This is a genomic window from Peptoniphilus sp. BV3AC2, from assembly GCF_000478945.1.
Lineage (GTDB): Bacteria > Bacillota > Clostridia > Tissierellales > Peptoniphilaceae > Peptoniphilus_B > Peptoniphilus_B duerdenii.
The window spans coordinates 109,778-123,157 of sequence record NZ_AWXD01000008.1 but is presented as its reverse complement, the minus strand read 5'-3'; the positions used below and the strand labels follow the sequence as shown (position 1 = coordinate 123,157).

Here is a 13,380-nt window from a genome sequence, read left to right as displayed (position 1 = left end):
AAAATACTTGACAAAAAATATTTTATAACATATAATAACGTCAACAGCACCCGACACGCCTCTTAACAATGCGGACCAAGTCGGGTCATTTGATTTTAGGAGAAAAAATGAAAAAAATCTATCAAGAACCGATTAGTATAGAAAATCAAGTAAAAAATTTAATAGACTTAGGACTTTTAGTAGAAGATAAAACTTATGCTAAGAAAATTCTTGAAAGAATATCCTATTACAGGCTGATTAAAGCTTATAGTATCACATTAAAAAAAGATGGAAGATATATATCAGGAATAAGTTTTGAAGATATTGTAAGTTTATATAAATTTGATAGAGAACTTAGACAACTCATATTTGAAATAATAGAACATATTGAAGTTTCTTTAAGAGCAGTTATCACAAACTATTTTTCTTTAAAATATGGAAATTTTGGCTACAAAGATTTGTCAAATGTGGGAAAATATAAAAACAGATATAAAGAAGCATTAAATGATTTAGAAAGAGAAACAAAAAGAAATAGACGCTCACCCTTTATAAAAAACTTTAAAGACAATTATGAAGGTGGAGAAATTCCACTCTATGCAGTGATAGAAGTAGCAAGTTTTGGAACTTTATCTAAAATGTATAAAAATATGAAAAATGAAGATAAAAGTAAAATTGCAAAAGTCTTTAATACAGACTACCATTACTTTGAATCTTGGATAGAAAATTTTGCCTATATAAGAAATATATGTGCCCATTATGGCAGGCTATATGGAGCAAAGCTTACAAAATCACCAAAGCTATATAAAGAATATTTAAAAAAGAATATTTCAAACAACACAATATTTGCTACATTAGTAAATCTTAAAATAGTTTCTGAAGAAGAAAATTACAAAAAATTTTATCATGATCTAACGGAACTAATAGCAAGATATGAAAATATTGAACTAAGGCATGTTGGCTTTATAGAAAACTGGAAAGAATTACTAAAACCATAAAATTAAATAGAGAAATTTACACCGAAAAAAACATTTCGGTGTTTTTTTATGCCCAAAGGAGGAAGAATGAAATATATACGAGATGAGCCGAAAAAATAAGATACAGAGAAAAATGAAATATTAATGAATTAGAAGTAGAAGCGATAGAGAAAACTATCGCTTTTTTTATGGAATAAAGGAGATAGAACAAATGGAAAGAGAAATGCTAAATATTAATGGAAATCTAGTAGGAGAAATAAAAACAACTGCAATAGATACAAAGGAAGGAGAAAAAGAAGTAGCTAACTTCACAATAGTTAGAAAGAACAAAGAAGAAGGAAAGGTTAAAAAAGAATATATCTACTGTAATCTCTACGGAGAAAAGGCAAAAAGTGTGAAGGAATTTAAAAGTGGAGAATACATCCATATTTTTGGATATTTTAAGGAAACAAAAAAAGAAGACAAGACATTTAAAAATTTTATAGTAAAGCACATAAATAAAATTGAAAAAGAATAAAAAGAGGAGGAAATATAAATGGAATTTTTTACACAAGCAGTAAATGTATTAAAAATATTAGTTACAGCAATTGGTGCAGGGCTTGGAGCATGGGGTGTTATCAACCTGATGGAAGGTTATGGGAATGACAACCCTGGTGCTAAATCTCAAGGTATTAAGCAGCTTATGGCTGGAGGGGGAATTGTACTCATAGGTTTAAAACTAATACCGCTATTAGCAAACGTGTTAAAATAAAATGTTTAATATAGTAGATAAGATCAAAGAGTTTTTTTCGGAGATACTTATTGATATGATCAAGGAAAATTTAAGCGGAATGCTCCTTGATATAAATGATAAAGTATCAACGATAGCAAATGAGGTAGGAAAGACTCCGAGTGGATGGAACTCGGAGGTTTTCCACTTCATAAAGTCTATTTCAGAAAATGTTATACTTCCCATAGCAGGTCTTATCATAACGGCTGTACTATGTATTGAATTAATTCAAATGGTAATGAACAAAAATAATATGCATGACACAGATACCTTTGATTTTTTTAAATATATGATAAAAATGTGGATAGCAGTATGGCTTGTATCTCATGCTTTTGACTTTTCTATGGCAGTATTTGATGTGGCACAGAATTTAATAGGAAAGGCAGCAGGTGTGGCAAATGCTAGTGCAAAAGTTTCTCCAGGTGATATAGCTAATATGGTAGATAGCCTAAAAGGAGAGTCAATAGGAAAATTAATGACTATAGTACTAGAGACATCAATTGTAAAGATGATAATTCAAGGGATATCAATACTAATTACAGTTATTCTATACGGCAGGATGATAGAAATATATATTTATACTTCAGTTTGCGCCATACCTTTTGCCACAATGGGCAATAAAGAATGGGGAAGTATTGGAACAAACTATATAAGAGGGCTCTTCGCACTTGGCTTGCAAGGTTTATTCCTACTTATATGCGTAGGAATTTATGCCGTACTTGTTAAGACTTTAAATATATCAGACATACACAAAAGTATTTTTGAATTACTAGGATACACCTTAATACTTGGTATAACTATGATGAAATCAGGAAGTATTGCAAAATCAATTTTAAATGCTCATTAATAAAAAAGGAGAAGATGATGAAAATTAGAAGAAAAAAGGACAAAAAAATTAATTTTAAAACACTTGGAACAATAGGACTCCCAATACTTTTAATAGGGGGATATATTACAAGAGAAATACAAAATAGAATGATTATAAGAAAAACATTGGAAGTTTTAGATAATAGAGAAGAAACGAATGAAAAAGTCTTAGAAATAGCAGTGAATATGGGAAAATCATTAGAAGATCTGAACAGAGAAGATATATATGGATTTTACTTAGAGGGTTTAGAATAATGGCTTATGTAAATGTTCCAAAGGACTTAACAAAAGTAAAAACAAAGGTAGCTCTAAATTTAACAAAAAGGCAATTAATTGGCTTTACAATTGCAGGTCTAATAGGCTTTCCAGTATATTTAATGGTAAAAAAAGTGCTTCCTAATGACCTATCTATGTTAATTATGATAGGTGTGTCTTTTCCTATAATATTTGCAACCCTTTATGAAAAGGACGGGATCTATTTTGAAAAATATTTAAAGTATATTATAGATAAGAAAAGACAGACAAGTATAAGGATATACAAGACAGAATGTATTTATGATATAAAGAAACAAAGAAAGGAAAGGAGTAAATGAATCAAATACAGAAAAAACAACAGAAAAAATTAAATCAAGAAAAAAGAAATTTAAAAAAACAAAAAGAAGATTTAAAAAGCATTAGTATAAGTCAAAAAAAGATGAAAAAAGCAAATATTTCTAAAGAAAAAGGAAAGCCCAAAAAGAAGCTTTCCTTTTTTGGTGGGAAGAAGAAAAAGAGCGTTCAGGAAACAATCCCCTATTTAAGAATGTTGAGAAATGGGATTTGCCAAGTTGAGAAGAACAAATTTAATAAAATGATACGTTTTTTAGATATTAACTACCAGCTTTCAACAGAAGAAGATAAGGAAAGTATATTTAATGAATTTTCAAGTTTTTTAAACTATTTTGATCCAAGTGTTGATATAGAACTTTCATATATTAATCGCATAGGAAAAAATGAAGAAGTAGAAAAAAACATCAATGTTCCGGATAGAAACGATTCATATAATGAAATACGAAAAGAGTACAGGGAAATGCTAAAAAATCAGAGTCAAAAAGGAAATAATGGACTTACTAAATATATGTATATCACCTTTAGCTTACAAGCACAAGATTTAAAAGAGGCAACTACAAGACTTGAAAGAATGGAAATGGATATATTAAATAACTTTAAGCAGATGGGAGTAAAAGCTTATGTATTAAGTGGATATGAAAGGTTAAAGGTTATTCACGATATCTTAAATCCGAATAAGAATTTTGTTTTTTCCTTTGAAGACCTAAAATATAGTGGACTATCTACTAAGGATTATATAGTACCAGCATCATTTAACTTTTCATCTCACAATCAATTTAAAATTGGAGAATACTTTGGAGAAGTAAACTTTCTGCAAATTTTAGCACCTGAATTATCAGATAGATTATTATCAGAATTTTTAGGGGTTGAAGAAAATATGATTGTAACATTTCATATAAATTCCATTGATCAAACAGAAGCTATAAAGATGATAAAGAGAAAAATAACGGACTTGGATAAAATGAAAATTGAAGAAAATAAGAAGGCTATAAGATCAGGATATGATATTGATATTCTTCCAAGCGATTTAATTACCTATGGTAATGATGCTAAGAAACTATTGGTAGAACTTCAAAATCATAATGAGAGAATGTTTGTCATAACTATTTTGTTTACAAATATGGAAAAAAGTAGAAAGAAATTGAGTAATATAATCTTTCAACTAAATTCAATAGCAGGTAGGCATAATTGTGTATTGAAAAATCTTAACTATAGACAGGAACAAGGACTAATTTCCTCCCTGCCACTTGGAAAAAATGAAATCGAAATAAAAAGAGGACTTACAACTAGCTCTACAGCAGTCTTTATTCCTTTTACAACAGAAGAGTTGTGCTTAGAAGGAGAGAGCTTATACTACGGATTAAATGCTTTAAGTCGTAACATCATTATGACGGATAGAAAGCTTTTAAAGAATCCAAACGGTTTAATACTTGGAACGCCTGGTAGCGGTAAATCTTTTTCGGCTAAAAGAGAAATTACCAATGCTTTTTTAATTACACAAGATGACATCATTATCTGTGATCCGGAAGGTGAGTATGGAAATTTAACTAAGGCACTAGGCGGAGAAGTTATAAAAATATCGCCAACAAGTAAGGATTATATAAACCCGTTGGATATAAATGTAGACTATGCCGATGAAGACAATCCCTTATCTTTAAAGTCTGATTTTATTCTTTCACTGTTTGAACTTGTAGTAGGAAAGGAAGGGTTAAGTGCAGAAGAAACTTCCGTAATTGATAGATGTCTTCCAATATTATATAAGGATTACTTCGACAATCCCATTTCTGAAAATATGCCAATTTTAGAAGATTTATATAATTTACTTTTAAAACAAGAAGAAAATGTAGGGAAAAAATTAGCTGTAGAAATGGAAATTTATGTCAAAGGCAGCCTCAATGTATTTAACCATAGGACTAATGTAGATACAGGAAATAGAATTCTTTGTTATGACATTAAGGAATTAGGAAAGCAACTTAGAAAAATAGGTATGTTAATTGTTCAAGATCAAGTGTGGAATAGAGTAACTATTAATAGAAATAAGAAGGAAACCAGATATTATTGTGACGAATTCCATTTGCTTTTAAGAGAAGAACAAACAGCCTCATATTCCATAGAAATTTGGAAGAGATTTAGAAAATGGGGCGGGATTCCAACAGGATTAACACAAAATGTAAAGGACCTTTTAGCCAGTCCCGAAATAGAAAATATATTTGATAATACAGATTTTATCTTAATGCTTAATCAAGCTAGTGGTGATAGGGAAATTTTAGCTAACAAGTTAAATATATCTCTTTATCAGTTATCCTACGTCACAAATTCCAATGAGGGAGAGGGATTACTATTCTATGGAAACACAATAGTACCTTTTGTAGATAGATTTCCTAAAGATACAAAATTGTATAAGTTAATGACAACTAAACCAGAAGAATTAAAGGAAGGGATAGAAATTGATAGACATAGAGAAGTTAAAAACTAATTATATTATTAATTTAGATGCAATTTCTGCTCTAAAGGAATTTCCAGATAAAACATTTGATTGCTGTATTACATCTCCTCCATATTATGGACTTAGAGATTATAAAGCAGAAGGACAAATTGGAAGAGAAGAAAGTCCAGAGGAATATTTAAATAAATTAATTGAAGTCTTTAGAGAAGTAAAAAGAGTATTAAAAAAAGAAGGAACACTTTGGGTAGTTATTGGAGATTCTTATGCAGGGACAAGAAGCAAAAAAGAATATAAAGATCCTAAAAACATAGAAGGAAGAAGTGGTCAAAAAGAGTCTATTACAGAAAAACTCAGTGGCTACAAGGCAAAAGACTTAATGGGGATACCTTGGCAACTAGCTTTAAAATTAAGAGAGGACGGTTGGTATTTGCGAAGTGATATTATTTGGCATAAGGAAAATGCCATGCCTGAGTCTTGTAGAGATAGACCATCAAGGTCTTATGAACATATCTTCCTACTATCAAAAGCAAGAAAGTATTTCTATAACTTTGACGCTATGAAAGAACCAATAAAAGAAATAAGCAAGAAAAGATATATGAGGGCAAGAGGAAAAAATAATAAGTATTTACAATAAGGTACAGGAGCTAAAAGACAGAGCATAAATGAAGCAAGAGAGTATGGAGAATATATAGGAGATAATGTCCCTAAGTTTAGAAACAATAGAGATATTTGGACTATTAACACCAGTGCATTTAAAGGAAAACACTATGCGGTATTTCCACCAAAACTGGTAGAACTTTGTATAAAAGCAGGATGTCCTAAAAAAGGCTTGATTCTTGATCCCTTTATGGGTTCAGGAACTGTTGGAATGGTAGCTATTAGGATGGACAGAGAATATATTGGAATCGACATAAACAAAGATTACTGTCAAATAGCTAAAGAAAGGATTGAGAAAAATATTAAATAGGAGGTGTATATGAAAAAGAAAGGGAAAGTAAACCCAAGAGATGTACCAAAGACCAAGCTTATATCAGAAAAGAAAGAAGAAAGTAATGAAAAATTCAGTAATATAGAGAGTCCATCAGATTTTTCAAAAAAAGAAATAAATAAAGTAAAAAGCAGGAACAACATAGACAATAATGTTGAAAACTCTAAATATTACTCAGATCATTTGCAAGAAAATAGTCAGAATTTATTCAAAGAAAAAGAAAAGCCAAATAGAGAAAGAAGACAAAGAAAAATCCATGAGGAAAAATTTGCAGAAGCCTCCTATCATAATGAATATCAGCCGGAATATTCGCAACGGCAGCATAGAAAAATGGAAGAAAATGAGGAAAGTAGATATGGTGAATATCACGGGCAAGAAACAGAATACAGGCTAAGTAATTTTAAAGAAAATTTTAATGATGGACCAATTTCAACTAATTCTAATATAAAAAGTAGCATTTCTCCCCAAAAAAATTGCAAGGGGAATAGTAATTTAAAATGGAAGAAAAACGTTGAGAGTGAAAGTTTTAATGATATTCCAGAGAAAAAAATAAGGAGATTTAGAAAAGAAGATAAGAATTTTAATAGAGAGGTAAGTTCGACATATGATCCATTATCACAGGACTCAGATAATGATGGTGTCATAGATCGCTATGACATGAACTTTAGTGATAGCAATGTATCCTATAGGGATACAAGAGATGACTATAAGTATTTACCATCTTCTGATGTGCAAAGAAAAAATTGGGATGGTTATTCTATTCTTGGTAAGAAAGGGAAAGAAAGCTTTCAAAAAAATACCTTAAAAAAACTTTATCAATCTCAAAGGCAGTTTAAGGATAAAGGGGAAAAAGTAGAATTAAAATCTTTAAATGGGAAGTTTAGAAGAAAAGGTCTATCATATAAGGCAAATGAAGAAGATAAAAAAATAATTCAAGACCTGAATACTAATAAAAAACAAAATAGCAAATATTTCAAAGGCAAAGTTAGAAATTTAGAAGAAAAAAATATGCTAATGGGTAGGGTTTCTAGTGGGAAATTTAGACAGGATAGCCTATCTGAAGGATTTAAAAGTGAATCTGAAAAAAATAAAGATAAATATAATATAAATAAAAAGAATCAAGAAAAAATAGGCACGAAAAAAGAAATCTTCAAACAGGAAAAAAACGTAATAAAAAATGAGAATCTTGAAGTAGATGAACTTGATTTAAATCATAGTGGAATTTCTAATAAAAACAAGGTAAAGAAAAGACAAATAAAAGACGCTTTTGATAATACTATAAAGAAAAGCAACTTTGATCCAAAGAAAGAATACACCAGGACAAAAAAAGAAGTACAGGATTCTAAAAATGTATCTGAAAAAAATAAGGTAGATACAAAAAATAAAACTAAATTCCATTCTAAAAAAGATAACAAAAGTGAAAAAGATAAGTTTTATAAAAAGGAAGATAAAATATCAAAACTATATGAGAAAAAGAATAAAAAGGAAAAAGAGTTAATTAAGGATAAGAAAAAGTCAAAAAAAGCGGGTTTAGAACAACCTATTACTTTTGCGAGTGCTATGACGGCAAACTATCTATATAGTGGGAAAGATGATAATGCAGGCGTTAACGCTGCTTATAAGCTTAGTAGAACTACTGAAGCTATTGGCAGAGAAATTAGCCATCTTAGAAGAAAAAAACCTTTAAAAACTCAGAGAAAAATAAAATCTTTAGAAGGAAAAATTTATAAGAAAGAAAGTAAACTCCTCTTTCAAAGAAATTTTGAAGAATTGAAGAAGACTAAAGCTTATCAAAACTCTAATAAATTGAATCGATTTTTTATGAAAAAGAAGTTTCAGAGAGATTTTAGGAAGAAACACGGGGAAGGTTTAGTAAATAGAATAAAGAAATCTTTCGCTAATATTGGAAAGAAAACATTGGAAGTTTTAAAAAACAAAGGATATAAGCAAATTTTAATTGCCCTTTGTATTTTAGGACTTTTTTTTATGCTATTTCAAGGAATTAGCAATGTTGGCAGTCTTACTTCAGGATTAACAAGTAATGTTATAGCTACAAGCTATCTATCAAAAGAAGAAGTTTTAATGGATATTAATAATGAATTTACAAGTTATGAATATGCATTACAAGATGAAATAGATAGTATTAAAGAAAATTATCCAAATTATGATGAATATCATATAAAAGGAGATTCTGTTGGTCATGATCTACACGAGCTTTTTAGCTATTTAACAGCAAGATATGGAGAGATTAAGTCAGCTGAAGAGATACAAAAGGAATTAAAAAAACTATTTAATCAAATGTATGAGAAAAAATATACTTCAAAGTCTATTACAAAATATGACAGTGAAGGAAATCCATATACCTATAGAATTCTAACATTAACTATAAAAAAGAAAAGTATTGATGAAATAGCAAGAGAAGAATTTGCAAACTATGAAACAAATATGGCTCATTATTTAGCTTTACTTGAGAGTCAGGGAAATATGAGTGGATATTTTGGATCAAGCTATGGGAACTTGGGAGAGATTATAGACAATCCAAACTTTGGAAATCCCGGTCTTGCTTTTGATTCTGAAACTGCCAAAGCCTTATTTAATGAAGCAGAAAAACACATAGGCAAAAGATATGTGTTTGGAGCAAGTGGACCATCTAACTTTGACTGTTCAGGTTTTGTATGTTGGTCATTTACAAAGTCTGGTGTAAAGAAAATGCCAAGAACTACAGCTTGGCTTATTTATAAAAACTATTGTAATCCAATATCTCCAAGCGAGGCAAAACCTGGGGATATTATTTTCTTTAAAGGCACATATAATTCGGGTACGCCAATTTCTCACGTAGGGATATATGCCGGAAATGGAATGATGCTCCATGCAGGAGATCCTATCCAATATACCAGTATAAACTCAAGGTATTGGAAAAATCACTTTTATTCCTTTGGTAGACCAAAATAAGGGGAAGGAGTAAAAATCTATGAATAAAAAATTAATCAGAAACATAGAAAAACAGAAGAATTTAAGAAAGAAAAAAGAAGAAATTGAAATAGAACTTCAGTTATTAGTAGAGGAACAAGAAGAAATAGAAAATTTAGAGGTCATCATGGAATTTCGAAGTCGAAAAATATCTCTTGATGAATTTTTATTTATTGTTAGAAAAAATAAGGAAGAAGAAAATAGAGAAAGAAAAGAACTTAAAAGAAAAGATACAAATGAAAGTGAGGAAAATTTATGAAAAAAATAACCAGTGGAATTTTAGCTGTGATAATGCTACTTGTAAGTCTAGTGAATATAGTGGCTGTAAGTCCTGTATATGCAAGTACAGATTATAAGGTAGAGTGGACGGAAGATGATTTTATGTATTCCTCTGAGGGAAATATAATTGCCTTTAGTGATAAAGGCTTAGAAAAGAAAGAAAAGACAAATATTCTAGTATTTCCTGAAGGAACTAAGTCTATAAATGGAAATTATTCTTTAAGTCATTCAAACGATGAACTTAGATATAAAAGAGAATTTGGACGTGGCAAACATTGGGATAAAGTAATTATTCCTGATTCTGTTAAGCATTTAGGCTATGCTGCCTTTTACGATGCAAGTATAGACGAGGTAAAACTATCAAATAGTCTAACTTATCTTGGGGGTTTAGCATTTTTCAATTGTGGACTTAGAGAAGTGACTTTACCTGATACTTTGGTAAATATTGAACATAATGCTTTTGAAAGAAATAACCTCCAAGAAATAACTATACCGAAGTCTGTGAAGACAATTGAACAGTATGCTTTTTCAAGAAATAAATTGCACACTATAAAAGTTTTAGGCAATCCAAATATTAACAGTAAGGGAGTATTTCATAATCAAGAAGTTGAATATAGACCAAAACAAAATCCATTTTACGAAAATCATTTTGGTTTCAACGGAAATCAAGGATTCAAATCTATTCCTAATGGATTAAGTTATGAAAATGGAGAGTTTGTCTTTGATAAGAATGTAGATAGTGTAGAACTTGAATTTGATTATAACAATGATTTGTATCAAGGAAAGATGACTATATACAATCCAAATAAATATTCCATTGATACTCAAACAGATTTAACAGGGCAAGATATTGATGAAAAGGACAATAAGATTGATGATTTAACTAAAAATATTAAGGACTTGGAAAATCAGATCAAAGACTTAAATGATAAGAAACAAGAAGACCAAACAAAGATAGATGAATTAAAGGAAAAGTTAGAATCTTGCAAAGATAATGGAGAGAATCTGAAACAAGAAAAGGCTAAATTAGAAGAAAAGATTAGAGATAAAGATAATAAGATTGTTCAATTGAATAAAGAAATTGAGAATCTTAGAAACTCCAATAATGATGAACTAATAGCAGAAATTACTCAACTTAAAGATGAATTAAAAAGATTACAAGATGAAAATGCAAAACTAAAAGAAGATTATTCATCTACAAAATGGGAGTTAGAAGCTGAGAAAGAAAAGACCGATAAAAACGAAAATAAAGTCAAAGAAATGCAAGAAAAGCTCGAGTCTTTAGAAGAGGAACTTTCAAAGAAGACTAAAGAAATTGAGGATAAAAATAATAGAATTAAGGACTTAGAAAAAGTTCTTGAAGAAAAAGATACTAAGATAAAAGAATTAGAGAATAAAAAGAAAGAGACAGAAAATTCTAAGTCAGAATGCTTTAAGAAAATTGAAGAGCTTCAAAAGGCTATTGATAGTTTAAAAGAATCTTCTGAAAATACTAAAAAAGAATTAGAAGAAAAAATTAAAGAACTAGAAGAAAAACAAAAAGCTTCTGAAGAAGAAATTAAAAAGCTAAAAGAAGAATTAGATAAGAAAATTGAAGAAGCAAAGAAGTTAATCGAGGAAGCAAATAAAAAAGCGAAAGAAGAACTTGAAAAACAAGTTAAAGATGAAAAAGACAAAAATCTAAACCAAGACTTATCTAAGAAATTAGATGAACTTCTAAAACTCCAAAAAGAAAACAAAGATAAGAAAGAAGATAATAAATCTCAAGATAAAAAGTGGGACGAAATTTTGAAAGCTGATGATAAGAATATCCTAAATCAATTTGATCTTAACAAGATGAAAAAGCAAGAAGAAAAACAGGACAAAAAACAAGTTAAAGATGAAAAAGAATTTGCAGTTTTCCAAGTAGACAAAAACTTTTATAACATTATAAAAGATGGAAAGAAAACTACTGTGTATATGGATGTAAAAGCATATATTAAGGATAATCGCATTATGCTACCTGTTAGATATGCAGCCTATACTCTTGGGTTTAATGTAGAATATGATGATAGTAAGAGAGAGGCTATCTTTTCAAATAAAGAAAATACAGCCTTACCTAAAAAAACTCTAAGATTAAATATAGATACTGGTGTTATGAAAGATAGTCAAGGAAACATTTATCATTCTGACACTAAACCTGTAATTATAAATGGAAGAATTCACGCATCTATTTCCAATATAGCTAAAGCTTTTAATGCAAGCTGTGGGGATATAAGAGATGAAAAAGATCAAAGTATAGAATGGGATAATAGCAGAAAGGCAGTTTATGTCTTCAAGAATATAAAGTAAGAAAAGGAGAGAATTATGAAGAAAAAAAGATTAGGGGTAGCCTTAGTGCTACTCCTTTTACTATTCAGTATGCCAAGCATATCCATAGCTAAGAGCAATGAAAATGAAATAAAAAATCAGTCAAATGATATTTATTTGCCAGAAAAAAGTAAAGAATTAGAAAGCTTATTTGATGAAGATGTATATGAACCATCTAATGAGAGTCAAAAAATTCCTTATCAGGAAGTGCCGAAAATACAAGAAAATAACATAAAAAATGAGCAAGTAGATAAAAAAGAAAAGCCATCTAAACTTGTTAAAGGTGGCAATACTAAAGCAATTAATCCATTAGCTACAAAAGAAAATAAGGCAAGAGGAACAGTTATAGAAAATGTAGATAAAAATGGACAGGATATTACACCGAAAGTAGAAGATCAAACATCAAGAGATGAAAAAAAGGAAAATCCAATAGATGTTAGACAATTTTTAACCTTTCAAACAAAGAGTGGAAAAACTATGCACCTCATTGTAGATCATTCGGAAAATCAAGAAAATGTACAATTACTAACAGAAGTTGGAGAACAAGATCTACTAAATATGATTGAAGGAGAAAGTGAAGTAAAGCCAAAAGAAGAAGTAGTGAAAAAAGAAGAACCGGTGGAGGAAAAACCGAAGAAAGAGGAGAAAGAAGAAAAGAAATCAGGGATAGGACTTTATTTATTTATGGGTTTAATTATTGTTGGTGTAATGGGTGCAGGATATTACTTCAAAATCTATAAAAAAAATGAAGAAGCAAGTTTTGAAGATGAGCAAGATTATAATGAATTAGAAGATGATTATGAATCTGAAGGGGAGGATTATGATCTTGAAGATAAGGAAGATACAGAAATTATTCCAGATGAAGATGAATTTTAATCTTCTCAATGATTTAAGCAGTAGATTAAGGACAACAATAAACTTAATTATCATGTAAATTTATAAACATACGATAGAAAAGTACAATTAGAATTCTGGAACTTTAATAAAAAACGACGAATAAAACGGCAGCCCAAACTTAATATAAAAGGAAAGCTAAGTATAAATGATTGATTGTATAATTAAGAATTTGATGATATGAAATTTCTTGATAATTTTTGAAACAAATTGGGATAGAAATTCAAAGCCTTGTTGCAAATACACTTATAAAAAT

The 13,380-nt window shown here is 29.5% G+C and carries 11 protein-coding genes and 1 pseudogene; all 12 read left to right on the top strand.

Features of this window, described 5'->3' with window-relative positions; translation table 11 throughout:
• Positions 1–107: 107 nt before the first annotated feature.
• Positions 108–974 carry an Abi family protein gene (locus HMPREF1252_RS02420; RefSeq protein ID WP_023059175.1) on the top strand — a complete coding sequence of 289 codons (867 nt, stop codon included), beginning with the start codon at positions 108–110 and terminating at the stop codon, positions 972–974.
• Positions 975–1,164: 190 nt separating this feature from the next.
• Positions 1,165–1,470, top strand: coding sequence for a single-strand-binding family protein (locus tag HMPREF1252_RS02415; RefSeq protein WP_023059387.1), 306 nt, complete (start codon positions 1,165–1,167; stop codon positions 1,468–1,470).
• An 18-nt stretch (positions 1,471–1,488) separates the two neighbouring features.
• Positions 1,489–1,704, top strand: a complete 216-nt coding sequence (locus HMPREF1252_RS02410; protein ID WP_002838961.1) for a Maff2 family mobile element protein — start codon at positions 1,489–1,491, stop codon at positions 1,702–1,704.
• A 1-nt stretch (position 1,705) separates the two neighbouring features.
• Positions 1,706–2,569 carry a VirB6/TrbL-like conjugal transfer protein, CD1112 family gene (locus HMPREF1252_RS02405; protein WP_004838430.1) on the top strand — a complete coding sequence of 288 codons (864 nt, stop codon included), beginning with the start codon at positions 1,706–1,708 and terminating at the stop codon, positions 2,567–2,569.
• Between the two features lie 17 nt (positions 2,570–2,586).
• On the top strand, positions 2,587–2,844 hold the full coding sequence (locus HMPREF1252_RS02400) for a hypothetical protein (protein WP_023059134.1): 258 nt from the start codon (positions 2,587–2,589) through the stop codon (positions 2,842–2,844).
• A complete protein-coding gene (locus HMPREF1252_RS02395) occupies positions 2,844–3,182 on the top strand; it encodes a PrgI family protein (protein WP_002838958.1) in 339 nt (112 codons plus the stop codon). Before HMPREF1252_RS02400 ends, HMPREF1252_RS02395 begins: the two co-directional genes overlap by 1 nt.
• On the top strand, positions 3,179–5,674 hold the full coding sequence (locus HMPREF1252_RS02390) for a VirB4-like conjugal transfer ATPase, CD1110 family (protein ID WP_023059401.1): 2,496 nt from the start codon (positions 3,179–3,181) through the stop codon (positions 5,672–5,674). Before HMPREF1252_RS02395 ends, HMPREF1252_RS02390 begins: the two co-directional genes overlap by 4 nt.
• Positions 5,646–6,611: pseudogene (locus HMPREF1252_RS02385) on the top strand (site-specific DNA-methyltransferase). Before HMPREF1252_RS02390 ends, HMPREF1252_RS02385 begins: the two are co-directional and overlap by 29 nt.
• 9 nt (positions 6,612–6,620) lie before the next feature.
• The gene (locus HMPREF1252_RS02380) at positions 6,621–9,584 is read left to right on the top strand and encodes a C40 family peptidase (RefSeq protein ID WP_023059351.1); all 2,964 of its coding nucleotides are present in this window, start codon (positions 6,621–6,623) and stop codon (positions 9,582–9,584) included.
• A 19-nt stretch (positions 9,585–9,603) separates the two neighbouring features.
• Positions 9,604–9,861: a hypothetical protein gene (locus HMPREF1252_RS02375; protein WP_023059274.1), complete on the top strand. Its 258-nt coding sequence runs from the start codon at positions 9,604–9,606 to the stop codon at positions 9,859–9,861.
• Positions 9,858–12,212: a leucine-rich repeat protein gene (locus HMPREF1252_RS02370; protein WP_023059227.1), complete on the top strand. Its 2,355-nt coding sequence runs from the start codon at positions 9,858–9,860 to the stop codon at positions 12,210–12,212. Before HMPREF1252_RS02375 ends, HMPREF1252_RS02370 begins: the two co-directional genes overlap by 4 nt.
• 15 nt (positions 12,213–12,227) lie before the next feature.
• Positions 12,228–13,106 carry a CD1107 family mobile element protein gene (locus tag HMPREF1252_RS02365; RefSeq protein ID WP_019132978.1) on the top strand — a complete coding sequence of 293 codons (879 nt, stop codon included), beginning with the start codon at positions 12,228–12,230 and terminating at the stop codon, positions 13,104–13,106.
• Positions 13,107–13,380: the final 274 nt, after the last annotated feature.